Raw genomic sequence first — 22,973 nt, forward strand, 5'->3', positions numbered from 1 at the left:
CTCGCCGTGTGCCGAGGATGCTGCGCGATGCGGACAGATGAGGATTACCGCTCTGGTTGCAAAGCCTTCGCCAAAGCCATAACGCCGCGCGATGGCCGAAAACAAATCCTATTTCTTCTGCGGCATCGGCGGGTCGGGCATGCTGCCGCTGGCAATGATCGTCGCCGCGCGCGGCGCTTCGGTCGCGGGCTCCGATAGGAGCCGAGACCAGGGCCGCTCAGCTGCAAAGTTCGGCTGGATCGAAAGCCGCGGCATCGCCCTCTTTCCGCAGGACGGGAGCGGCGTCGGGGCGGGACAGACGCTCGTCGCATCGGCCGCGGTCGAGGACAGCGTTCCCGACGTCGCGGCAGCCAAGGCGCTCGGCCTTGCGCGCCTCACCCGCGCCGATCTCAACGCCGCGCTGTTCAACGAGGCCGAACGCGCGATCGGCGTCGGCGGGACGAGCGGCAAGTCGACCGTCACCGGCATGATCGGGTGGATCCTCGAAAGCGCCGGCCGCAAGCCAACGGTGATGAACGGCGCGGTGATGCGCAATTTTGCGCGTGCCGGCACCCCCTTTGCAAGCGCGCTGGTCGGGGATACGGGGACCTATGTCAGCGAAGTCGACGAGAGCGACGGTTCGATCGCGCTCTATTGCCCCGACGTCGCAGTGGTCACCAATATCAGTCTCGACCACAAGAGTATCGCTGAACTGCACCGACTGTTCGGCGATTTTGCGGCGAAGGCGCGGGTCGCGGTGATCAACGCCGACGATCCTGAATCCGCGCCGCTGCTGAGCGGAGGCAATGTCCTGCGCTTCGGTTTCTCCGACGCGGCGGCGGTGAGGGGCAGCGGTTTCGAACCGCTCGCCGATGGATGCCGCTTCCATGTGCACTTCGCCGGGGACAGCCACGAGGTCCGGCTCCGGATGCCCGGCCGTCACAACGCCGCCAACGCGCTCGCCGCGATCGCCGCGGCGCGCGCGGTCAATATCCCCTTTGCACAGTCCGTCGCTGCGCTTACCGATTTTGCGGGCCTCGCGCGGCGCTACGAGGTGCTCGGCCAGGCCGGCGGCGTCACCGTGATCGATGATTTTGCGCACAATCCCGACAAGGTCGCAGCCACGCTCGCCGCCGCCACAGAACTGCCAGGGCGTGCGCTTCTCTTCTTCCAGCCGCACGGCTATGGGCCGCTCCGCCAGATGGGCAGGGAGCTTGCGGCGAGCTTCGCCAAGGGAATGCGGGACGGCGACAAGCTCTATGTCTGCGATCCCGTCTATTTCGGCGGCACGGTCGACCGCAGCATCGGCAGCGAGGCGCTCGTCGCCGACATCGCAGCAGCCGGAGGCAATGCGGTGCATCTGGCGAAGCGCACCGAGTGCGGCGCTGCGATGCTCGGCGAGGCGAGACCGGGCGACCGCATCCTGATCCTCGGCGCGCGCGACGACACGCTCACCGAATTCGGGCATGAACTCCTCGAAAAGCTCGCCCGCGCTTGATTTCTCCGCGCGAATCTGTATAGGCGCCCGCATCCGGGGCGAGGCCTTGTGCCGTTCGCCCCGTTTGCTTTGCACTGGTACGCAAAGCCGGACGACAGCCGGAGGGGTTTCGCGATTGGCGCGAAATCAGCGATCGGCCAAATCGAAGGACGCAAATCATGCCGTTTTACGAGCATGTCTTTATTGCGCGTCAGGATCTGAGCCAGGCTCAGGTCGATGCGCTGGCGGAAACCGTCACCAACGTCATTGGCGAATTCAAGGGCACGGTCCACAAGACCGAGACCTGGGGCCTCAAGCAGCTCGCCTACAAGATCCAGAAGAACCGCAAGGGTCACTATGTGATGCTGTCGGCCGAAGTCTCGGGCGAAGCCATCGCAGAGATCGAGCGTCAGGCTGCGATCAACGAAGATATCATCCGCTGGCTCACCATCAAGGTCGACGAACTCGAAAAGGGTCCCTCGGTGATGATGCGCAAGCAGGAACGCCGCGGCGGCCGTGGCCGTGACCGCGACGGCGAAGAATAAGGAACAGCACAATGGCACGACCCTTTTTCCGCCGCCGCAAGACCTGCCCCTTCAGCGCGAAGGACGCTCCGGTCATCGATTACAAGGACGTTCGTCTGCTCCAGGGATATCTGTCGGAGCGCGGCAAGATCGTCCCGTCGCGGATCACCGCGGTGTCCACCAAGAAGCAGCGTGAGCTGGCGAAGGCGATCAAGCGCGCCCGCCACATCGGCCTGCTCCCCTACATCGTGAAGTAAGGAGGGCAGCGTCATGGAAATCATCCTGCTCGAACGTATCGAGAAACTGGGCGGTATCGGCGACGTCGTCACCGTCAAGAATGGCTTTGCCCGCAACTATCTGCTCCCGAACAACAAGGCGCTTCGTGCGAACGAAGCCAACCGCAAGCTGTTCGAGGCAAACCGCGCGAAGATCGAGGCCGACAACGCTGAGCGCCGCACCGCTGCCGAAGGCCGCGCCAAGGACATCGACGGCAAGCAGGTCGTCCTCATCCGCCAGGCGTCGAACACCGGCCAGCTCTATGGTTCGGTTTCGGTGCGCGACATCGTCGAGGCGCTGACCGAAGACGGTGTCGAGGGCGTAACCAAGGCAATGGTCGAGCTCGAACGCCCGATCAAGTCGCTCGGCCTCGTCGACGTCAAGGTGAAGCTGCACCCCGAAGTCGTGGTGACCGTCGGCGTCAACGTCGCGCGTTCGCCCGACGAAGCTGAAATGCAGAGCCAGGGCATCGACGTCATCGCCGCCATGTTCGAGGAAGAACAGGCTGCCGCTGCTGCGGTTGCGCTCGAACCCGACAGCGAGGACGAGTTCGAAGAAGCTGCGGCGCCGTCGGAAACCGCCGCCGAGGAAGCTCCGGCTGCCGACGAAGACGAGGGCGAAGAAGCTTAAGCTTCTTGTCTTGCGAGACAGAAAAAAGGCTCCGGAACCCTGCATTCCGGGGCCTTTTTCTTTGCGCTGAGGGCGGAGAGAATTCTGGCCGCAAAGCCCGGACTGAACGGGATGCAGCCCCCATCAGGCCGACATATTTGGCGCGGCCAAATCGCGCCGCCGAAAGATCCGCACAAGGATATGGGCCGCGCTTCCTCGCCTCGGCGATCAATAGCCCATCAAGCTCAGCACTTCCTTGCGGCTGCGCTCGTCATCGAGAAAGCAGCCGAGAAGACGGCTGGTGACCATGCCGACCCCGGGCGTACGAACGCCGCGGCCGGTCATGCAGCCGTGCTGCGCTTCGATCACGACGGCAACGCCTTGCGGATGAAGATTTTCCCAGATGCACTGCGCGACCTCTGCGGTCAGCCGCTCCTGCACCTGCAGCCGCCTTGCAAAGCCATTGAGGACGCGTGCGAGCTTGGAAATACCGACGACGCGGTCCTTGGGCAGATAAGCAATGGACGCCTTGCCGGTGATCGGCGCCATATGATGTTCGCAGTGCGACTGGAAAGGTATGTCGCGCAGCAGGACGATCTCGTCATAGCCGCCGACCTCCTGGAACGTGCGCGACAGATGCGCCGAGGGGTCCTCGCCATAGCCCTGGCAATATTCCTTCCATGCGCGCGCGACGCGCTTCGGGGTATCAAGCAATCCTTCACGCGTGGGGTCGTCGCCCGCCCATTCGATCAGCGTGCGAACGGCCGCTGCGACGTGATCCGGGACGGCGACCTTGCCATCCTCGCCCAGTTCGACATCCTCTATCATTACGCCGCTTCCCCTGTTGCTTTCATGCGGCACATGTCGGCCCAATCGGCGCGTTGCGCAAGGCCCGGCCCACAAGAATTTCGACCCGCAGGGCAAGTTTACGTTGCGGAAATTCGCAAGCATATCCCTTGGAGCCGTGCAATATTCAGGCCTTCCGGCGATGCCGCGGTCGGCGGGGACGCCTTCGTCCCCATAGGCCTGCGTCGCCGGCCGCGACCGGCGCGTGCCGATGAAGAATCCCGGGCCTGGAAGCGGCAGACCGCATGGACGGCCTTTGCTACCCTTGCGTCCTGAAGGCTCGCGGTGAGACCGAAGCGCTCCCGGGTCCGACCCTATAGGTGCGAAGGGCGGTCACCCGGCACGTGCCGCGTGCACAATCTCGGCGGCACGGGAAACCAGACGGCCAACAGCTTCCGGGCTTTGCCAGCCGGTGTGGGCCGTCAGGATCAGATTTGGAATTTTCCGCAAAGGGTGGTCTGCCGGCAGCGGTTCGGTCGGATAGACATCGATAGCAGCGCCTGCCAGATGCCCGTCGTCGAGCATCGCCACGAGCTCGGCTTCGTCGAGCAAGGCGGCGCGTGCCGTATTGATCAAGATGGACCCTCGCTTCATCCGGCGAAGACGCGCCGCGTCCAGAAGACCCAAGGTCTCGGGGTTCAGCGCGAGATGCAGCGATACAATGTCCGCCTCGGACAGGAGAGACTCAAGATCAAGGGTCCTTATCCGATTGTCCGGGACCGGTCTCCGGCTGGAGACTATGACGCGCATGCCGAGCGCGAGGGCGATATTCGCCGTTTCCCTCGCGATCGCTCCAAAGCCGACCAGACCAATCGTCTTGCCGTATAGCTCGCCGATCGGCGCGCCATCCCAACCGCCGCTTTTCATGAGTGCGTCCTGCCGGGGAATGTCGCGATAGACCGCAAAAAGCATTGCGATCGCATGCTCGGCTACCGTGCGGTCACCATAGCCCGCCACACCATGAACGGCGACGCCATGTTCAGCGCATGCCTCGACGTCGACGTAACTCGAATAGCCCGTGCCGAGAAACACGATCGCACGCAGATCGGGGCATTGCTCGATCACCGTGCGGGTAAAATAGCTTTCGTTATTGATCGCAACGGCGTGACCCTTCAGCCTCTCGATGAGCGCCGCCTCGTCGGGCCGATCCATGTGAACCACCAGGTCCCCGATCGGATTCGGCACCTGCGCCAGCGCCTCGAGCAGCAAGGGCGTGGCATCGGGAAAGACGACGGAGCCATATCCGCTGGTCATGATCAAGCCTCAAATTCGGGGTCGGTGCGGCGAAGGTCGCGGACAAGGGCCTGCCATTCCGCTTCCCCCACAGGCTGGCCGGCAAAGCCTTCATGCTGGCGCGCAGTGAGGGCGCAGGTATCGGGGGAAGGAAAAGTGAGGGTTGCGCCCGAAGCCTGCGCGCGCAACTGGATCTGGCACGCGCGCTCCAGGTTGACCATCAGGGTAAAAGTTTCGGCGACGGTCCGACCCGCGACGAGAAGGCCATGGTTTCTCAGGATCATGACCCGATGCTCGCCCAGGTCGGAGACCAAGCGCGCCTTCTCGCCATCGAGCAGCGCAATGCCCTCATAATCATGATAGGCAATGCCTGCGTAGAATTGCAGGGCATGCTGGCTGATCGGCAGCAGCCCATCCTCTTGGCACGAGACGGCCACGCCGGCGACCGTGTGAGTGTGCATGACGCAGCCGACGTCGGGCCGCGCGCCGTGGATTGCGGTGTGAATCAGCGCCCCTGCGGGGTTCACACTGCCGAGCCTGGGACCGTCAATGGGCATGCGCAGCAGGTTGCTCGCGGTGACTTCGTGGAACAGCAAGCCGTAGCGATTGATCAGAATGTCAGCAGTGCCAGGCACGCTCGCTGAAATGTGGGTAGAGACGAGGTCGGTCAGCCCGAACTGCGCCGCCAGCCGATAGCAGGCCGCCAATTGCTTGCGGATATCGGCTTCAACTTCGTCCACAAATGTCCCTTTGCGTTTCCGCGCCTGGCGGGCCCCCGCTACCCGAGCCCGCCGAAGCTCTTGCGTCCAAGGTAATGATCGCGGGGTCTGCCTCAGCGGTCCGGTCGCTTCATTCGGCGGCGAGCTCGCACGCGCAGAGCATCTCGGGCCTGTCTGCGGGCTTTCGAATGCCCTCAATTACCTGATGGGCGCGGACCTGCGCGCGCGTAAACCGGCGCACAGCGCGGGCAATGGCAGCCCAGCGGGCATTCCCGCGAGCCGGTGCGCCCCGCACAATCTCCATCCCTTCGCTCACAGCACCGCGCGCTTCAGCGAGATAGGCCTCCAACGCGGCAAAGCCGGCAAAGCTCTGGCGATCAACCGTCCCCAGCGATTGGGCGGCCGTGTCGATGCGCTGCTCGGCCAGTTGGCAGGCCTGTTCACACACTGCTTCGGGATCCCTGGCCAGAGTCACTTCCCAGAACGCCGCGGTCTCGTCGTAATAATAGTAGCCGTGCCCCGGGTCCTTGCTGCTGACGGCCCGGTTGGCGGGGCCGATGCAGCCGCGATATACGCCCTTGTCCCCATTGTCCGCCCTGGCAACGGCCGTAAACGCATTCATGCGGTGCCCGGTCGAAACATTCCATTCCTCGCCTGCATTGAAGCGCTCGGAGATCTCCTCGAATGTGCCGGGGGGGACTTCGCCGCTCTGCCGGTACATCATGGTGACGTAATCGAGATCGACACGGCCGTAACCCGCGAGCATCATGCGGTGCAGGTAACGGTTGCGCGCCGCGCTGCATCGTGCAGCCCGCCGCCACATCGACTTGACGATGCCGTCGGCATGAATGAGCTTGGGATCCGCTGTGTACCATCCAGCTTCCAGCTCGTATGTGTAACCGCCGAGCTCCGGACTGGGGGCATTGTTCGCGTGGCCCGAAAGCGGGCTGATGGAATTGTTGTTGGCATAAAGAAAGTCGTACGCCTTCCCTTCCCGGTCGAAGGTGACCTCGCGGATGACCGGATTGGGCGGATTTGGAGCACCGGGCCGACCTTCGAGCACGAATCCATAATTTTTGTCGGCCCAGAAGCCGCCAACGCTGCCGAGGACCACGCCAAGATCGCCCACGGGGTAGGTGAGTATCCTTTCCAGCGCCTCCTTCGCTGAACTCGCGTACTGGAGGAGGTGGAATGTCATGGGACCGCGACGGATGCCATAACCCCATTCATGGGGCGCCTCGGTGCCCCCCGCACCGCCATGATGGACATAGGCGAGACCCTTGTTGTTCATGCCCGGATGGCCGGCCATGAAGTGGGGTCCCATGACAGGTATCGACCCGTTCGCAGCAAAGGGTGTATAGACAAAGGCATTGCCGTCGTCCGGGAAGGCAATGATGGTCACCGTGAAGGCGCAGTCATTGTCCTGCGTTGCGGCGAAGACAAGTTCACCGTCAGCCGTGGCGCGTCCCCAACCACCAACGCCGCTGCACATGTCGTTGCCCGCGGAAGGCCGAATGGACTCGGCGCTTTTCTCGGCATTGAACAGCCCTCCGTCCTCCATCAGTTCCGGTGCCACTGCCGGCGGATTGACCCCGGTCCAGATCGACAGCGCCTGCTCGTAGCTCATCGCAACGCCGCGGTCGGTTGCGCCTTCCGCCCACCCGCGTGCGAAATCGAGAACCTCGGGCATATGCTGTTGAAGCTGGGCTTCCCATTTGGCGATTTCGGCGAGATTCTCAGACGTAAATTCGCGGCGCCCATGCCATTGCAAAATGAAGGGGCCATAGATGTCGAGCAGCTGCTCGGCATATTGGCGCCCCATCTCGCGATTGGAGCCCTTCAGGACAACGATCGGGTTCACCGAGGGAACGATCGGCACATCGTCAAAAAAGAGAATCTCGGTTCCCTTGGAGTCAAGCCGTCCCTGCAATTTCAGCGGCGGCAAAGGCGCCGATGTTTCAAGACAGTGCTTGATCTCTTCAGCGCGCGATATCGCCTGTTTGAACAGCGCCGAAGCGGCCTCGAGCGCGCTCGCCTCAGCCTCCGGAGTCTCGAAGGGATCTTCATACCCTGCCAGCGTTCCCGTGACGCGCCCAAAAAGCCATTTCGCCTTGGAGAGGATCAGCATTACCTCGTCGAGGGCGTTGCGCGCCGACACATAGGCCGGCTCGCTCCAGTCACATTTCACAAGCCTCTGGTTGGCGAAATGTACCGCATAATGCGCCCGTTCGAGTTCGTCCTGAACCGATGCCCGCGTCAGGCTCTGAGATCCCATGGTCATATCTCCTGAATTTTCCCGAATGCGGTCATTCCGCGGCGGCGAGGCTCGGACGGGGCGCCGATCCGCTCGGTTTCGCGGCAAAGCGGTTTTGGGGCCGCGGGACCCTGAGGTTCTCGCGCAGTGTCCTGCCGCGATACTCGGTATGGAAAAGACCCCGCCGTTGCAGTTCGGGGATGACTTCTTCGACAAAGATGCCGAGCGAATCCTCGTCATTGGCAAACTGGACGTTGAGCCCGTCTGCTGCATCCGCTTCCATCCATTCCTCGATCCGGTCCGCGATGCTCTGGGCCGTGCCCGGAATGGCTGATGATCGCGCCATGACCTGCATCAGCTGGCGGATGGTCAGATTGTCGCGCTTGGCGATGTCGAGGAAATATTTCTGCGTGGTCCGCGATCCGCTCTGGTCTTCGGGCACGTCAGGCACCGGCCCGTCGATCGGATAGGCCGACATATCGACCTTGAGGACCGCGCTGAGCAGCTCCATGCCGACCACGGGATCCACGAGCGCATCGAGCTCGGCAAGCTTGTCCTCCGCATGAGCCATGCTGTGACCGACCGAGAAAATGACCGCCGGCAGAATCTTGACATGATCGGGATCGCGGCCGGCGTCGGAGGCCTGCGTCTTGATGTCGCTGTAAAATTCCTGGGCGTGTTTGATCTCGGCTTGCATGGTGTAGATCACGTCCGCATGGCGCGAGGCGAACGCCCGCCCGGGCCTGGAAGACCCCGCCTGCGCGATCACGGGATGTCCCTGGATGGGCCGCGCAATGTTGAGCGGGCCCGCAACCGACAGATATTTGCCCCGATGGTTGAGCGCGTGCAGCTTTTCGGGATCGAAATAGCGCCCGGACGCCTTGTCGCGAATGAAGGCATCGTCTTCCCAGCTGTCCCACAGACCGGCGACGACATCGAAGAACTCCTCGCCCCGCGCGTAGCGTTCATCGTGGGGCATCAAGGCTTCGTCGCCGAAGTTCAAGCCAACCTTGGGGTGCGCCGAGGTGACCACATTCCAGCCAGCCCGCCCGCCCGAAATATGATCGAGCGACGCGAGCAATCGCGCGACATTATAGGGCTGGGAATAGGTTGTGCTCACCGTACCGAGCAGTCCGATCCGCGAGGTGCAGGCAGCGAGCGCGGACAGGAGCGTCATCGGCTCCCATTTCGATCCCGCCGCGGTGCGGCTCAGGGCCTCCACGCTCACATCGGCAGGCCCCATCCCAACGACCAGCCCGTCTGCGAAGAACGCCGCGTGAAACTTCCCGCGCTCCGCCAGCTGTATCTGGCGGCGGATGATGTCGAAATCCATCTCGACGGCTCGTTCCGTCCCGCCTTCCCGGCGCCACGCGGCGGTGTGAAACCCGCGATATGTGGGCATGAAGAAAAGTACGGCTTCCCTTTTTCTGGTCATCGCTCTCGCCTCACTCCGGCAGTATGAGTTCACCGTTGGTCACAAAGAATTTCTCCATCACACGCTGCCCCAGCGGCTCGAGCGATGCGGCGAGTTTATCGACCGGTCGCTTGCCGCCCTCGGTGTGCGGATAATCGCTCATGAAGCAGTAGACGTCTTCAAGGCCGTTTTTCTGGATATACTCGCCAACCGGCTCGAAATCGAAAACCGAAACCCTGACATTCCGGGCGATATATTCGGAAGGACGCATCGGCAGACGGCGCCCTTCGCTACCGTCGGCGAACATCATCGGATGCATCGCCTGGTTATTGTCGTGCCAGATATCGAGCTGGTGGGCCAATGGGCCGATCCAGTGGCCGGTAAACTCCGCCACCGCGACGCGCAGTGTCGGATGGCGATCGAAAACGCCGCCCGCCACCATGGTTCCGATGAAGTTTTGTGCCGCCAGGTGATATGTCTGCAGAAACCACGGGCTCATCAGCAGCTCGGTGGTCTGCTTGAACCCCTCGAACGCCCTTGCATTGTTCCACTCGGGGTCGAGAAACTGGGTTTCGTTCGAAATATGGAGCGTCAAAGCGACATCGGCCTCTGCGAGCATCGCGTAAAACGGATCGAGCGCGTTCGACGCCGCCGACACGCCGCCGGGCAATATCGCGGGTGCGACCTGCACGGCCCGGATTCCGCGATCGATCACCGATTTGGCCACCGCGATCAGTTCTTCGGGTGTATCGCCATAAATCTGCGCCACCGGTCGCAGCCTCGGAATGCGCCTCGCCGTCTCGACGGACCAATTGTTCTGGGCGTCCATCATCCTTCGAGCGAGCGTATGGAATTCGTCCTCCGCAATCCCGAGCGAGGCAGCGAGGGGCGCCACATTCTTCCGGAACGCATACATGGTAAGACCCCCATGACCGGGTCCCGACGCAAACATCAGCTGCCTATTGATACCCATGGTATCCATGAGCTCGGCGCGCCGGCCCATATCGCTTGCGGCTGGAGCGTTGGGCCCCTTGCCGGTGATCCAGACGGTCTCGGGGTCGATCTCGCGAACGTCCCCCACATAATCCGGCGCGTTCAGTTCATTAAAGTTTCCGGCCCTCTTCGATGAGGCGAGCGTCCGATCGGCATAGGGTTTGACCACGTCGCCGAATACCTCGACCCAGATCTGGGCCGGAATCATCTCATGACTGTCAATGTCGAGGATACGGCCGGCAAAGGGCGCAACATTTTCGGGCAAGGACGGCACTGCCGACATTTTCTGGTTCCTCTCATTCGTGGGGCGCGTCCCATGATCCAGCACTTCAAAGACGAGGCCATGCGGGTCCGGGACGACCGAACGCCTGCGAGTTTTCCGAAACTACCCTCCCTCGCACAAGGGCAGGACATGACAAAAACCTAGCGCGACACGCCAAAATTGGCCTCCCCCAACCCGGCCCGGAAATGAAGCCCGACCACAGGCGCGGCGCTTGCCGGCACCCAGACGTGAGCTGCGCGAAATCCTTTCGCGCTCGAGGGTGATGAAGCCTGATCGAAGACCATCCGGCCTACTCTTTGCGCGCACGGGGTGCCGACCGGTGGACATCATTCGGCACCTCGTCGGTTCAAACCGCCCGATTGGTCACGATCGTCTGGGAGTTCGTATACTCTGCAAGACCCTCGAGCGCATTTTCGATGCCGATGCCCGACTGCTTGTGGCCGCCAAAGGCGACATGGGGCGAGAAGCTGTGGATCTCGTTGATCCACACAGTCCCCGCTTCGATGCGCCCGGCGATGCGCCGCGCAGTGTCAATGTCCTTGCCCCAGACAGAGGCGGCAAGGCCATATTCGGTGTCATTCGCCCGGGCCACCACATCCTCAATGTCGTCGAATTTGAGGAGCGGCAGCACTGGTCCGAACGCTTCCTCCACAACCACGCGCGAATCCTCGGGTGGGTTGTCGATGATGGTCACGGGAACAAAATATCCCTTGCCCTCGGGAATCTCGCCGCCAAGGAGGAAGGACAGACCCGCGCTGCGCGCGTCGTCCAGCAGATTCTTCAGTTTCTCGAACTGCATCTTGTTCTGGATCGGTCCAAGGTCGGTGCCTTGCTGCGAACCGTCGCCGACTTTCACGGTCTTGGCGTAATCCACCAGCGCCTTGGCAAAACTGTCGTAGATATCGGCATGGACATAGACACGTTTTGCCGCGACGCAGAACTGCGACGTGTTCTGAAATGCCGCCCAGAAAAGCTCCTTGGCCGTCTTTTCAACCTCGACGTCGGGCAGCACGATTGCCGGGTCATTACCGCCCAGTTCAAGCGTTATCCGCTTCAGATTGCCGGCGGCGCTTTCCATGATCTTGCGTCCCGTTGCGGTCGAACCGGTAAAACTGATCTTGCGCACATCGGGGTGCTGCGTCAGCCAGGCGCCAAGATCATTTCCACCTGAAACAATGTTGAGCACCCCGGCAGGCAGGACATCGCGCAGCAATTCACCAAGCTTGAGTGTGCAAAGCGGCGTCCAGGGCGAGGGCTTGAGCACCATTGTATTGCCCGCGACCAATGCCGGCGCGATCTTCCAGACCGCGAGCAGGACAGGGAAATTCCAAGGTGTAATGCCGCCGACGACGCCCAGCGGCACCCGGCTCGTCTCCACGGTCCGGCTCTCGGTCTTCTCCGCCACATGCGTCGCCAGGCTCTGGGTTGCGATCTCACGGCACCAAATGACCGAGCCGCCAATCTCCCATTCGGCGCCAGCTCGCGCCTTTCCTTGCTCGAGCGTCAGAAGACGCATGAAATCCTCGGCGTGCGCCTCGATGACGTCGCCGATCTTCGCAACCAGCGCCTGCCTCTCCGCGATGGGCCGTGCGGACCATCCCGCAAATGCCGACTTTGCCGCGGCAATCGCAGAATCGAGCTGATCCCGCGAAGCGTCCGGCACCGAGGCGATCACCTCCTCGGTCGCCGGATTGAACGCCTCGAACGTCGCCGTGGACGTCGCGCTCTTGCCATCGATCGTCATTGTGTAGTCGCTGAAAAAATCGAAGGTCGCCTTTTCCGCCTGGGTAGCCATAGCCATCTCTCCTCCTGAATTTTGACCGGTTATTGGGTCTGTTCCGACCGATCGCGCAGCGCGCGGCGAAGGATCTTGCCGGTGCTCGTCTTGGGCAGGTCATCGACAAAATGAACGGCCCTGGGGATTTTGTAGGCAGCAAGATGCTCGCGGCAGTACGCGATCAGCGACGCCTCGTCGGGCACCGTGCCGGGCTCCGGGACGACAAAGGCATGAGCCACCTCGCCCTTTTCCTCATCGGCCATGCCGACAACCGCAACCATCGACACGCCCTCGAAGCGCGCAATCACCTGTTCAAGTTCGGCGGGGTAGACATTGTACCCCGCGGTAAGGATCATGTCCTTCTTGCGGTCGACGATAAAATAATAGCCCTCATCGTCGCGGTAGGCGACATCGCCGGTGGCGAGCCAGCCTTCGGCATCGATCGCGCTCGAAGTGGCCGCTTTGTTGCGCCAGTAGCCCGAGGTGACCAGCGATCCTCGCACCATCAGTTCGCCGGGTTCGCCCGTGGGCGCATCCTGCGAGCAGTCGGCGGCGGCAATCCGAAGTTCTGTACCCGGGAAGGGAAGGCCGATCGAGCCGTGACGCGGGGGCCACCAGGGCGAATGCGATGTCGCCGGACCGCCCACTTCGGTCATGCCCCATAACTCGAGTATCGGACATCCAAAACGCTCTGCGACCGCATCCAGCTTCGAAACGGGCATGGTTTGCCCGCCGACGGTGCAGCGTGTAAGGCTCGACAGGTCCGCCCCCTCCAGCGCCGGATGAGCGAGCAGCTGGTAATACATTGTCGGCACGCCCTCAAAGAGCGTGATGCGCTCCTGTTCGATCGCCTTGAGCGCGGCTCCAGCGTCGAACCGCTCCGCGAGGAAGAGCGAGGCGCCTGTAAGAAAGCAGCTGTTCATCACGACATTGCCGTAGACATGCGGCAGCGGGAGCGCCGAGTAGACGCGGTCGTGGCGCGTCCTGACGTGAATCGTGGCGGTGTGCGACACGCTGGCGAAAATATTGCCATGGCTGAGCATGGCGCCCTTGGGCTTGCCGGTCGTGCCCGACGTGTAGCCGATGGTGAAGAGGTCGTCCGGCCTGCAGGCAAGCGGCTCGAGCCATTCACCATCGAGAAGCGCGTCGAACGGAGTCCCGGCCGTCCCGTCATCGGTCACGACGAGGGCCTCGCCGACGTCGACCTTGGAGGCTCGATCACCCGGGAGGATAATTGCGTTCGCCTCGCAATCGGCTGCAATGAAACTGATTTCGGCGGCGGAGAGCAGGATATTGGCGGGAACGACCACGGCGCCCATGCGCGCCAGGGCGTGGTAGGCAATGATCCATCGCCACCCGTTCGGCAAATGAAGGATGACCCGGTGACCTGCGCGAAGGCCGAGTGCCATGAGCTTGCCGGCGGCTCGCCCCGCCAGCCTGTCTATCTCGGCAAAGCTGAGGGCCTTGTCGCCAGAAACCGACACTGCCCGCTTCTCGCTGAAGGCTCGGGCCGCATCATGAGCGAGGGTCGCGATCGTCGCTCGCATGATCAGCCTCTCCCACCCTTCTCCGGGATAGCGCGGCAGACGGCCATGCAGCGCGCATGCGCGGCGTTAGGCTCGAGGCGCACGATAGGAGCACCCAGGGGAACAGCTTCAAGTGGAACCGCGTTTCGCATCTCCAAATGTCCTAGCTGGAGCCAGCGACATCGATGCGAGAACGGAAGGTGTAATATCGACCGTTCACATAGATCATCGGCTGGATCGCACCGGATTCGCGCACATTCAGCACGTCGCCGACGAACAGTTCGTGGGTACCGTGACTCAGAGTGTGGCGCTTGACGCAGACCATCGAACCCTGGGCATCGGCGAGTATCGGGACGCCGGTCTCATGGTCTGCGATCCAGGTGCCGACCGAGAAACGGTCTTCTCCGCGAAGCCGTCCCCCGCAGGCCTGGGCTAACTCTTCCTGCTCGGCGCCCAGCAAGTTGACCGAGAAATTCGCCCCCGACGTCAGCACGGGATGCAAGCTTGCCCCATGATTGACGCAGACAAGCATCGAAGGGGGATCGAGAGAGAACACGTCGACCGCGGTGGCCGCCATCGCAAACCGCTTGCCCTCGTGGCAGGAGGCGATGATCCAGACCGACTTGGCGGCGCGCCGCATCACCATTTTGGTGGCCTCTGCGACGGACTGGGACACGGGTGCGCCTTCCTTCGAGGGACGGGTTGAAATAATCGCGTTCATGACGTTGCGTCCAGATCGGTCTCGCCGAGGAGGCTTCGCCCGTGCAGCTCGAATGAACTGTCACTGACATAGAAGTGCGTCTGCGCCATCTGGACATCGCGCATGGTCCGCTCGATCAGATGTCCCGCCCGGGCCCCCTCCCCTCCGGCGTAGCGCATGATACCGCTCATCACCTCGACCGCGGCCAGCGTCGCGAGGGATGCAGCGGCGCGGCTTTCGATCTCGGTATGGAGAGGATTGTCACCAAGGCTTTCGGCTTCGGCGACAAGCCGCTGCCCGACATCGATCATCATCGCGCGCATGGCCATCAGCCGCAGCCGCGACTGCCCCAAAAAGGATTGGAACACGCTGCGGCGCGCCAGGGGGGTCTTGCTTGAATAGCCCCGCGCCTTGGTTTCGGCCATTTTGCCTATTTCATCAAGTGCCCTGAGAGTGCCGCCGACCGCCACCGATGCAATGGTATGGGCCGAATAGCCCATCAGCCCCAGTTTGAAGATCGCGCCGCCCCGCAGCGGCGGGCCAGGGAAGGGAAATGTCAGCGCGGCGGGTACAAAGACATCCCTGGCGTGATAGTCCGCGCTGCCGGTCCCGCGCATTCCCACGACGTGCCAATTATCCTCAACGGTCATATCGCAGGAGGGAACAAGGCAGAACACCAGTTGCGGCTCTCCTGCCCCTGTTTCGTTGGCCCCCATCACCATGAAATAGTCCGAACCGCTGCTGCCGCTGCCGTAAATCCAGCGGCCGCTGAGCCGGTAGCCGCCCTCCACGGGAACAAGCGATCCAGGGATGAGCCCCCCGCCCCCGCACGTTAGGGGAAGCCCCTCCCCGGCAAGCAGCCGGGCGACGCCCTCATCGGGGAGGCAGGCGGCCACTTTCCCGAGAATATCGGTATAGATAAACATGCACCAGGCGGCCGCGGTGCTATGGTAGGCAAGGCGTTCGATCACCTCATACTGGACTGCATTGTCCGCTTCGAACCCACCAAGCTCCAGCGGCAGCTTCAGTCCGAGAAGCCCCGAACGACGCAGCGCCGTGAGAGCCGCCGGTGTGAGATGGCGTTCATCCTCGGCCCCCGCGGCCTCGGCCTCCAGCACCGGGCCGACTTCCTCCACCGCGGCGAGAAGGGCCGCACGCCGCTCCTCGCGCGTCGCATGGACTGCGCGGTTGGATTCCATCTCGACCGGCTTCGCTGCGCCCATTCGGCCTCTCCATCCCTGTTCGGTGACTCACAATATACAATTTGTATATTCGTGCAGAAAGCTCACGTCAAGCGAGCCATGAAAAGGCGGCTCGCTCCAGATGTCCGTGCAATTGAACGAAGCATCAGATTGGACCGCCAAAGAAAGTTGCGCTGCGCCGGCGGCGCCCAGGAACAAAAATGCCGCGCTATCGCGGCGGCCTGGCCTTTGGAGGCCAGGCGGCGTCGCGCGGGAGCGCGGCGAGGATGCCCGCGAACCGGCCGCCCCCTCAAGACGCGCGGCCGGTGCGGACTGCGGTCAGTTCGGCATCAGAAATTCGCCATTGGTGACGAAGAATTTCTCCATTACCCGCGGTCCCAGGGGCTCGAGCGACGCCGCAAAGGCTCCCACCGGGTCCTTCCCGCCTTCGACGTGCGGAAAATCGCTGGCGAAGCAGTAGACATCCTCAAGACCATACATTTGGATATATTCGCCGACGGGTTCGAAATCGAACGGCGATACCCGCACATTGCGGTTGATATATTCGGAAGGCTTCATCGGCAGACGGCGACCTTCCGATCCGTCCGCAAACACCTTGGGCTTGAGCGAGAAGTCATGCTCGTACCAGATGTCGAGCGCGCGGGCGAGCGGCCCGATCCAGTATGCGGTGAATTCGGTGACGCCGACGCGCAACGTCGGATGGCGGTCGAAGACGCCGCCCACCACCATCGTTCCGATGAAGTTCTGCGCGGCAAGATGATAGGTCGAGAGCTTCCAGGGATTGAGCAGAACCTCCGTGGTTTCCTTATAGCCCTCGAACGCTGCCGCCTTGACCCAATCATTCGTGCGCAGGAACAGGTCCTCGCCCCCGATGTGCAGGGTCAGCGCCACATTCGCCTCGGCAAGCATCGCATAGAAGGGGTCAAGGTCGTTGTTCGCAGGCGACCTGCCCCCAGGGAGACGCGGCGCGGAAATCAGAACTGCACGGATGCCCTGATCGATGAGTTTCTTGGTGACAGCGATCAATTCCTCCGGCGTGTCCCCATAGACGGGCGCCACCGGACGGAATCGGCTCGATATTTTCGCCACCTCCACGGCCCAGCGATTGTAATTGTCCATCAGGTCGCGCGCGAGCGTGTAGAAATTGTCGTCGGTAACGCCGAAGCTGGCGACGCCATATTTTTGCGCATCGTTCGGGGATCCGTACAGCGCGAGCCCGCCCAGACCGGGCCCCGACGGAAACATCAGCTGCCGGGACAGTCCCATCACATCCATAAGCTCGAGCCGGCGGTTCATGTCGGCCGCGCCTGGCGCCGAGGGGCCCTTGGTCGTCCAGACCGCTTCAGGATCCATCTCGGCGACGTCACCTTCAAAACCGGGAACGCTGATGATATTTTGCGCGCCCCCATTCGGCTTGACGCGCATGGCGCGCTCGGCCCACGGGCGCGTGATCTCGCCAAAGACGTCGACCCACACCTGTGCGGGCAACATTTCGTGGCTGTCGATGTCAGTAATGCGCCCCCCAAAGGATGCGACACTGTCGGGCAATAAGGGTGTTACCTGCATTTTTTGGGCTCCTCCAATTTCAGCGCGCCGCGGCTAGCTTTGTCGCCTCCAGGATCTCGATCGCGAGATGGACCTTGTGACCATCGACGATGACCTGCGGCGTTCGCGGCGGAAAGGCGGCGCACTGCTTGATCGAAAAGCCGTGTTCGAGCGGCTTGAACTGGTGGTATGCAAAGAGGTTCATCGGCGTGCCGTCGCTTCCAAGCGTCGTGCTTCCTGCCATGACCATCGGATAATCGGGATCGCGCTCGACGCCCGGGACAGTCAGCGACTGGTCGGGGTGCGCATAGAGCCATGTGGGCCCACCAAAATGGCCGAAAATCTCCATATGCTCGAGCCTGACGCTATCGCCGCTCGCGAAATGATGGTCGGGATGCAGCAAGGCGTAGCATTGATGGATGGCGTCGAGGTTCACGACCGAGCCCAGCGCTTCGAGCGAGATACCCCGCACCGTGATCTGCGTACGCGCAAGAAGGAGCGGCGCGCCGTCCGGCGCTTCGTTCGCCGCCTTCCATAGCTGGTCCGCCTCCAAAAGTTGCTCGCGGAACAGATGCTTGATGCCGTCGATATCGAAGGCCTGACGCGTCGCGATCGACACCGCCCGGGCCTCTTCGGGGCCAAGACCGTCAATATCGTCATGCGAGAGCATTTTTTCGCCGTGCGCCACATCGGCTCCCAGCCGCTTCAACTGGTGCAGCATCAGGATGTGACGCAGATACTGGACGCGCTCAAGCTGACTGACCGTATAGTTTTCGCCGTCGATCACGCATTGAAAATCAAAGTCGCGCATCAGTTCCGTCTTCCTCTGCTGAATACGAAGGCCCTCCCATTGATCCAAGAAACGGGTCCAAACAATCGCCAAAGACGCCAAAAATATGTCCTTGTGCGCCAAAAGGCCACTTCGGTGACGCCGTAGTGGCCGCGACCGCACGCCGCGGCGTCATCCATTGCGCTCGCTCTTGCAGATATATGACTAATGGTCATATATTCCATCCTCGGCGGACTCACCCCGCCAGCCGCGCGGCTGCCATTTCCTCTGCCTCGCGAGCCGACCTGACCTCCATTCATGGGAAAATTGCATGACCCTGACATTTCAAGATCGCCGATCGGCCGCAGTTCCGCGCGGTATTGCCTCGGCAACGCCCCTTGTTGCCGCGCGTGCGCTGGATAGCGAGATCTGGGATGTTGACGGCAACCGCTACATTGATTTTGCGGCAGGTATCGCCGTACTGAATGTCGGGCATCGTCACCCGAAAGTGATCGAAGCGGTCAAATCGCAGCTCGACAGCTTTACCCACACATCCTTTCAGGTGTTGGCATATGAGCCTTATGTTCGGCTCGCAGAGCGACTGAATTCGCTGGCGCCGTTTTCGCGGCCAGCCCGCACGATTTTTCTCAACAGCGGGAGCGAGGCCGTGGAATGCGCCGTCAAGATTGCGCGCATGGCGACGGCCCGGTCGGCCGTCATCGCCTTTACCGGCGCCTTCCACGGACGGACCCTGATGGCCACGGCCCTCACAGGCAAGGTCAGCAATTACAAGCGCGGCTTCGGGTCGATGACGCCCGAGGTGTTTCACTTGCCCTTCCCGAATTCGGGGGCCCACGCTCCAGGCGAGACGCTTCAGTCTCTCGATATGCTCTTTGCAGCAAGCATCGACCCCGAACGCGTCGCTGCGATCATCATCGAACCGGTGCAGGGCGAAGGCGGGTTCTACCCCGCGCCCCACGATCTTCTCACCGCACTCCGCGATATCTGCGACCGGCACGGCATATTGCTCATCGCCGACGAGGTGCAGACGGGATTTGCACGAACCGGGAAAATGTTCGCGATCGAGCACAGCGGCGTGGAGCCCGATATCATCGCTGTCGCAAAAGGCATGGGCGGCGGCTTTCCCTTGTCAGGCGTGATCGGTCGCGCAGACGTCATGGACGCTGGAGACCCGGGTTCGCTCGGCAGCACTTACGGCGGGTCTCCCGTTTCCTGCGCCGCGGGGCTGGCAGTGCTCGACGTGATCGCGGAGGAAAAGCTGATCGAACGCGCCGCACAAATCGGAGAGCGAATGCGCAGCCGCATTGCGGCCTTTTCGGAGCGGGACGATCTGCACCCCATTTCGCAGCCGCGCGGCCTCGGCGCGATGGTTGCCTTCGACGTCTTGGACGCTTGCGGAGAAGCAGGTGCCCCCTCGAAGGTCCGAGAAATTATGGCGCGCGCCCGCGACAGGGGCCTGATCATCCTTTCGTGCGGCTCCCAGGCGCAGGCGGTTCGGCTGCTGCCTCCGCTCACGATTCCGACCAGACTTCTCGACGAGGGGCTCGATATTCTCGAGGCCGCCCTCTCCCCAAGCTGAACCGGGTCGCCTGCCACCCCTCCACACAGCGGGTGACAATCATAATAAACATAGTATATATTGTGATTCGATCGGGGAGAGACCGAGTCACAGTTCGCTGTCCTGGCAAGGCCAACGGTTGGAGCTCTTCGCCAGGGGCTCGCGCCGCGAGCGTCGGGCGCTCCTGCTCATGAAGCAGCGGGCGACGCCCGCAAGAGATGGAGGGAATGATGGCGACCGACACGGTCCACCGATTGCGGCAATTGCTTGCGGAGGCCGGCATGACGCATTCGGGTCTTGCGCGAGCGGCCGCGCTGCCCAGCAGTCGCTTGCGCGGAATGGAGAGCGACGACTGGGTTCCCTCGCCGGACATACTCGCCAAGCTCGAGACTTACCTTGCAAAGCGCGAAGAAGGGACGGCGCTGGCAACGCCGGAAGAGATCATAAATGAAGCGCGCAACGGGCGCATGTTCATTCTGGTGGATGATGAAGACCGGGAGAATGAAGGCGACCTTGTAATCCCCGCCCAGATGGCCACTCCCGATGCCATCAACTTCATGGCGCGGCACGGACGCGGACTCATCTGCCTTGCTCTGACCCAGGCCCGCGTGGACACGCTGGGGCTCGACCTGATGAGCCGCGACAACCGTACGCGGCACGAAACCGCCTTCACGGTTTCGATCGAGGCGCGCGAAGGGGTCACGACGGGCATCAGTGCGGCCGATCGTGCGAGAACCATTTCGGTCGCCATCGACGCCTCTAAAACCGCAGACGATATCGTCACCCCTGGCCATATCTTTCCGCTCGTCGCCCGCGACGGAGGCGTGCTCGTCCGGGCCGGTCATACAGAAGCGGCCGTGGACGTAGCGCGACTTGCGGGCCTCAATCCGTCCGGCGTGATTTGCGAGATCATGAAGGACAACGGCACAATGGCCCGGCTCGACGATCTCATTCCCTTGGCGCGCAAGCATGGACTTAAGATCGGGACAATCCGCGACCTCATCGCCTATCGGCGCCGGAACGACCATCTGGTCGAAAAGCGGGCGCAAGTCAGCTTTACAAGCCGTTGGGGCGGCGAATGGCAGGCGATCGTCTTTTTCAACCGAGCCGCCAATGGAGAACAGCTCGTCCTTCAAAAAGGGCAGATCGATCCCGACCGGCCGACCTTGGTGCGCATGCACCAATTGTCGCCGTTGACCGATACGTTCGGCCAGATAGAGCCGCGCAGCCATTTGCTCTCGCGCTCGATGGAAATCATCAGCGAAGAGGGCGCGGGCCTTATCGTGATCCTCAACCGCCGGACGCCCGATTCCTTCAGCCGCATGTTCGACGCGCTAAGGTCCGGCCGGGAACCCGACATGGACGAGTTACGCGACTATGGAATCGGCGCGCAGATATTGAGCGAAATGGGCGTGCGCGACATGATATTGCTCAGCAATAGGACCCACAGTCTCGTTGCGCTGGATGGCTATGACCTGTCCGTCGTCGGGCATCGCCCGATCGATGCGCCCTAGCGCGCCTGCATCCGCGGAGCGCCAGGACCCAGCCATCGGGGATGGCGCTTCGCCCAAACAGCTCATCCGGATTTCGTCTGCAAAGGAGACACAAGGGTGACCATCGCACGCCAATATGTGATTCATGCCAGGCAGGGGCACGAAGGCAAGCTGCGCGACGCGCTTGCCAGGCTCGCGGACCTGGTGCGCCCGACTGCCGGCTGCAACGGCGTCACGGTGCTGCAGGACACGAGCGATCCGCGCCGCTTCCTCTTCACCGAAATCTGGGACAGTGTCGACGCGCACAAGAACGCACAAAGCCCCCGCGCGCATGCCTTTCTTCTGGAGATTCTGCCGTGGTATGAGGGTCCGCCGGAGGGCGCCTATTACACGCGCCTCCTGTCGGTCTGACGGCCGGGTTCCGGACGCGGCCTGGCTCCGGCCGGTCCCGGCCGATCCCCAGAGCTCTCACTCCTCGACGGAATCGGGATATTTACCCAGAAGCATGAATACAAAACCGGCGGCGAGAACAGTGATCGCCGCAACGACCAATGCGACCTGATAATCGCCAAATATGTCGTAGGCCCGCCCGATAAGCGAGGCGGCGATGGCAATACCGACAACCACGAACAGCCCGGCAATCCCGGCGATCGTGGCATAGTCATTAAGACCGAAATATCGTGCCACCATATACCCAAGCACGTCGCTTTCGCCGCCCATGCCGATCCCGACCAGGATCACCGACAGGTAGAAGATGGCGGGTGTGGTGTCGCTGCCGAACAGGACCAGCATGGCGCAGCCCACGGCCGAAATCGCGCACATGGCAAATGCCACTGCAGGCGCCCAGACCCGGTCCACAAATATGCCGGCGATCAGCGCACCGGCGATGGGGGCAATACCCGCTGCCGACACCGCCCCCACGGCAGTCGCCGACGTCAGCCCGGCGGAAACACCTATCGGCTTGAGCTGGGTCATGATGGCCGCGAGCGGCGCAGAATTGAGCATCGCTGCGAGCGAGACGATCAATATCTTCGGCTGGCGCGCGAGGAGCTGCCAGCGGCTCGGACCGGCCTGCGCGGCGCTCTGCGATCCGGCCTCGACGAGCGAGCGCTTGCCGGGGACCAGAAAAAGCAGGATCGGAAGGGTGACGAATACATTCACCCCCGCGAGCATGAGAAAACCGCCCGTGGATCCGAATTGCGCAATCGCGGGGTAGATGAGGAGAGGCATGCCCGCCAGCGAGATCCCCATTCCCACGCGCAGCAATGCGAGCGAGGTGCCCCTGCTCTTCTTGAAGGTTCCAACCAGAATGCGCCCGTATGTTATCCCCGTCGTCGCCATTCCGGCGATAACGAGAATGAAATAGATCGCATAATAGGCGGACAAGGAACCATTGAGCTGCGACAGCGCAACAAAGCAGAGCGCGCTGGTGATAACGCCGAACAGGGCGACCGCCTTCGCCCCTACCCGGTCGACCACGCGGCCCAGAAACGGCGCTGCGAAGCCCGTGATCATGCCCACCGAATTGGCGAGCGCAATTTCGCCCCGCGTCCAGCCGAACTCGCGCTGCAGAGGCTCGATGAAGAAGCTCGATAGATGCGTCCAGAGCGTGTAGCCTAGCGAGAGCCCGATGATTGCAGCGATCCCCGGGCGCCAACCCGCCCGCCATTCGCGCGCAAGCGTCAGCAACTGGCTTTCGCGCGGCTGCGGCGCCGGATCGACCGCCGTCGCCGAATCCAGGGCTTCTGCCGCGGCCCCGCTCATTGCGGCACCGG

Annotated in this window: 20 protein-coding genes; 7 read left to right on the top strand and 13 right to left on the bottom strand. The window is 62.4% G+C overall.

Translation table 11 applies throughout. The annotated features are described in order from the left end of the window. The first annotated feature begins 91 nt into the window (after positions 1-91). The 4 genes from LH20_RS14315 to rplI all read left to right on the top strand — a co-directional run bounded on the left by LH20_RS14315 (position 92) and on the right by rplI (position 2,886). Complete coding sequence (locus LH20_RS14315) at positions 92-1,477, top strand: Mur ligase family protein (RefSeq protein WP_053554800.1); 1,386 nt, start codon at positions 92-94, stop codon at positions 1,475-1,477. 158 nt (positions 1,478-1,635) lie between these two features. Beyond that, positions 1,636-2,001, top strand: a complete 366-nt coding sequence (gene rpsF, locus LH20_RS14320; RefSeq protein WP_037554563.1) for a 30S ribosomal protein S6 — start codon at positions 1,636-1,638, stop codon at positions 1,999-2,001. A gap of 11 nt (positions 2,002-2,012) precedes the next feature. Further along, the gene (rpsR, locus tag LH20_RS14325; RefSeq protein ID WP_003040094.1) at positions 2,013-2,237 is read left to right on the top strand and encodes a 30S ribosomal protein S18; all 225 of its coding nucleotides are present in this window, start codon (positions 2,013-2,015) and stop codon (positions 2,235-2,237) included. Between the two features lie 13 nt (positions 2,238-2,250). After that, positions 2,251-2,886: a 50S ribosomal protein L9 gene (gene rplI, locus LH20_RS14330; RefSeq protein WP_053554801.1), complete on the top strand. Its 636-nt coding sequence runs from the start codon at positions 2,251-2,253 to the stop codon at positions 2,884-2,886. A 207-nt stretch (positions 2,887-3,093) separates the two neighbouring features. On the opposite strand, the gene folE is transcribed toward rplI, so the two are convergent. From folE to LH20_RS14390, 12 genes are all read right to left on the bottom strand, one after another. Beyond that, a complete protein-coding gene (gene folE, locus LH20_RS14335) occupies positions 3,094-3,693 on the bottom strand; it encodes a GTP cyclohydrolase I FolE (protein WP_053554802.1) in 600 nt (199 codons plus the stop codon). Positions 3,694-4,044: 351 nt separating this feature from the next. Further along, positions 4,045-4,965, bottom strand: coding sequence for a 2-hydroxyacid dehydrogenase (locus LH20_RS14340; RefSeq protein ID WP_053554803.1), 921 nt, complete (start codon positions 4,963-4,965; stop codon positions 4,045-4,047). Between the two features lie 2 nt (positions 4,966-4,967). Beyond that, positions 4,968-5,780 (bottom strand): class II aldolase/adducin family protein, encoded by an 813-nt coding sequence (locus LH20_RS14345; RefSeq protein WP_083455596.1) that lies wholly within the window; start codon positions 5,778-5,780, stop codon positions 4,968-4,970. A 13-nt stretch (positions 5,781-5,793) separates the two neighbouring features. Further along, entirely contained in the window at positions 5,794-7,938 is a 2,145-nt protein-coding gene (locus LH20_RS14350) for a hypothetical protein (RefSeq protein ID WP_053554805.1), read from the bottom strand. 31 nt (positions 7,939-7,969) lie between these two features. After that, the gene (locus LH20_RS14355) at positions 7,970-9,352 is read right to left on the bottom strand and encodes an LLM class flavin-dependent oxidoreductase (protein WP_053554806.1); all 1,383 of its coding nucleotides are present in this window, start codon (positions 9,350-9,352) and stop codon (positions 7,970-7,972) included. 10 nt (positions 9,353-9,362) lie between these two features. Further along, positions 9,363-10,607 (bottom strand): amidohydrolase family protein, encoded by a 1,245-nt coding sequence (locus LH20_RS14360; protein ID WP_053554807.1) that lies wholly within the window; start codon positions 10,605-10,607, stop codon positions 9,363-9,365. 346 nt (positions 10,608-10,953) lie between these two features. Beyond that, a complete protein-coding gene (locus LH20_RS14365) occupies positions 10,954-12,408 on the bottom strand; it encodes an aldehyde dehydrogenase family protein (RefSeq protein WP_442800436.1) in 1,455 nt (484 codons plus the stop codon). A 23-nt stretch (positions 12,409-12,431) separates the two neighbouring features. Beyond that, the gene (locus tag LH20_RS14370) at positions 12,432-13,931 is read right to left on the bottom strand and encodes a class I adenylate-forming enzyme family protein (RefSeq protein WP_144423583.1); all 1,500 of its coding nucleotides are present in this window, start codon (positions 13,929-13,931) and stop codon (positions 12,432-12,434) included. 142 nt (positions 13,932-14,073) lie between these two features. Next, on the bottom strand, positions 14,074-14,631 hold the full coding sequence (locus LH20_RS14375; RefSeq protein ID WP_083455427.1) for a flavin reductase family protein: 558 nt from the start codon (positions 14,629-14,631) through the stop codon (positions 14,074-14,076). Next, positions 14,628-15,833: an acyl-CoA dehydrogenase family protein gene (locus tag LH20_RS14380; RefSeq protein ID WP_053554811.1), complete on the bottom strand. Its 1,206-nt coding sequence runs from the start codon at positions 15,831-15,833 to the stop codon at positions 14,628-14,630. The genes LH20_RS14375 and LH20_RS14380 overlap by 4 nt, the downstream gene beginning before the upstream one ends. Before the next feature lie 297 nt (positions 15,834-16,130). Continuing rightward, positions 16,131-17,378 carry an amidohydrolase family protein gene (locus tag LH20_RS14385; RefSeq protein ID WP_053554812.1) on the bottom strand — a complete coding sequence of 416 codons (1,248 nt, stop codon included), beginning with the start codon at positions 17,376-17,378 and terminating at the stop codon, positions 16,131-16,133. 19 nt (positions 17,379-17,397) lie between these two features. Continuing rightward, positions 17,398-18,168, bottom strand: a complete 771-nt coding sequence (locus LH20_RS14390; RefSeq protein ID WP_053554813.1) for a hypothetical protein — start codon at positions 18,166-18,168, stop codon at positions 17,398-17,400. A gap of 289 nt (positions 18,169-18,457) precedes the next feature. Between LH20_RS14390 and gabT the strand changes: the two genes are divergently transcribed. From gabT to LH20_RS14405, 3 genes are all read left to right on the top strand, one after another. Beyond that, positions 18,458-19,726 (top strand): 4-aminobutyrate--2-oxoglutarate transaminase, encoded by a 1,269-nt coding sequence (gene gabT / locus LH20_RS14395; protein WP_053554814.1) that lies wholly within the window; start codon positions 18,458-18,460, stop codon positions 19,724-19,726. Positions 19,727-19,935: 209 nt separating this feature from the next. After that, positions 19,936-21,219 (top strand): 3,4-dihydroxy-2-butanone-4-phosphate synthase, encoded by a 1,284-nt coding sequence (gene ribB, locus LH20_RS14400; RefSeq protein WP_053554815.1) that lies wholly within the window; start codon positions 19,936-19,938, stop codon positions 21,217-21,219. Positions 21,220-21,315: 96 nt separating this feature from the next. Beyond that, positions 21,316-21,609 (top strand): putative quinol monooxygenase, encoded by a 294-nt coding sequence (locus LH20_RS14405; protein WP_053554816.1) that lies wholly within the window; start codon positions 21,316-21,318, stop codon positions 21,607-21,609. A gap of 57 nt (positions 21,610-21,666) precedes the next feature. Here LH20_RS14405 and LH20_RS14410 read toward each other — a convergent pair whose 3' ends face one another. Continuing rightward, positions 21,667-22,962 (bottom strand): MFS transporter, encoded by a 1,296-nt coding sequence (locus tag LH20_RS14410; protein WP_053554817.1) that lies wholly within the window; start codon positions 22,960-22,962, stop codon positions 21,667-21,669. Positions 22,963-22,973: the final 11 nt, after the last annotated feature.

Source organism: Sphingopyxis sp. 113P3 (assembly GCF_001278035.1).
GTDB lineage: Bacteria > Pseudomonadota > Alphaproteobacteria > Sphingomonadales > Sphingomonadaceae > Sphingopyxis.

Coding starts and splice junctions, on each gene's coding strand:
- LH20_RS14315 (WP_053554800.1), top strand. CDS start 92: ATGGCCGAAAACAAATCCTATTTCTTCTGCGGCATCGGCGGGTCGGGC.
- rpsF (WP_037554563.1), top strand. CDS start 1,636: ATGCCGTTTTACGAGCATGTCTTTATTGCGCGTCAGGATCTGAGCCAG.
- rpsR (WP_003040094.1), top strand. CDS start 2,013: ATGGCACGACCCTTTTTCCGCCGCCGCAAGACCTGCCCCTTCAGCGCG.
- rplI (WP_053554801.1), top strand. CDS start 2,251: ATGGAAATCATCCTGCTCGAACGTATCGAGAAACTGGGCGGTATCGGC.
- folE (WP_053554802.1), bottom strand. CDS start 3,693: ATGATAGAGGATGTCGAACTGGGCGAGGATGGCAAGGTCGCCGTCCCG.
- LH20_RS14340 (WP_053554803.1), bottom strand. CDS start 4,965: ATGACCAGCGGATATGGCTCCGTCGTCTTTCCCGATGCCACGCCCTTG.
- LH20_RS14350 (WP_053554805.1), bottom strand. CDS start 7,938: ATGGGATCTCAGAGCCTGACGCGGGCATCGGTTCAGGACGAACTCGAA.
- LH20_RS14355 (WP_053554806.1), bottom strand. CDS start 9,352: ATGACCAGAAAAAGGGAAGCCGTACTTTTCTTCATGCCCACATATCGC.
- LH20_RS14360 (WP_053554807.1), bottom strand. CDS start 10,607: ATGTCGGCAGTGCCGTCCTTGCCCGAAAATGTTGCGCCCTTTGCCGGC.
- LH20_RS14365 (WP_442800436.1), bottom strand. CDS start 12,408: ATGGCTATGGCTACCCAGGCGGAAAAGGCGACCTTCGATTTTTTCAGC.
- LH20_RS14370 (WP_144423583.1), bottom strand. CDS start 13,931: ATGCGAGCGACGATCGCGACCCTCGCTCATGATGCGGCCCGAGCCTTC.
- LH20_RS14375 (WP_083455427.1), bottom strand. CDS start 14,631: ATGAACGCGATTATTTCAACCCGTCCCTCGAAGGAAGGCGCACCCGTG.
- LH20_RS14380 (WP_053554811.1), bottom strand. CDS start 15,833: ATGGGCGCAGCGAAGCCGGTCGAGATGGAATCCAACCGCGCAGTCCAT.
- LH20_RS14385 (WP_053554812.1), bottom strand. CDS start 17,378: ATGCAGGTAACACCCTTATTGCCCGACAGTGTCGCATCCTTTGGGGGG.
- LH20_RS14390 (WP_053554813.1), bottom strand. CDS start 18,168: ATGCGCGACTTTGATTTTCAATGCGTGATCGACGGCGAAAACTATACG.
- gabT (WP_053554814.1), top strand. CDS start 18,458: ATGACCCTGACATTTCAAGATCGCCGATCGGCCGCAGTTCCGCGCGGT.
- ribB (WP_053554815.1), top strand. CDS start 19,936: ATGGCGACCGACACGGTCCACCGATTGCGGCAATTGCTTGCGGAGGCC.
- LH20_RS14410 (WP_053554817.1), bottom strand. CDS start 22,962: ATGAGCGGGGCCGCGGCAGAAGCCCTGGATTCGGCGACGGCGGTCGAT.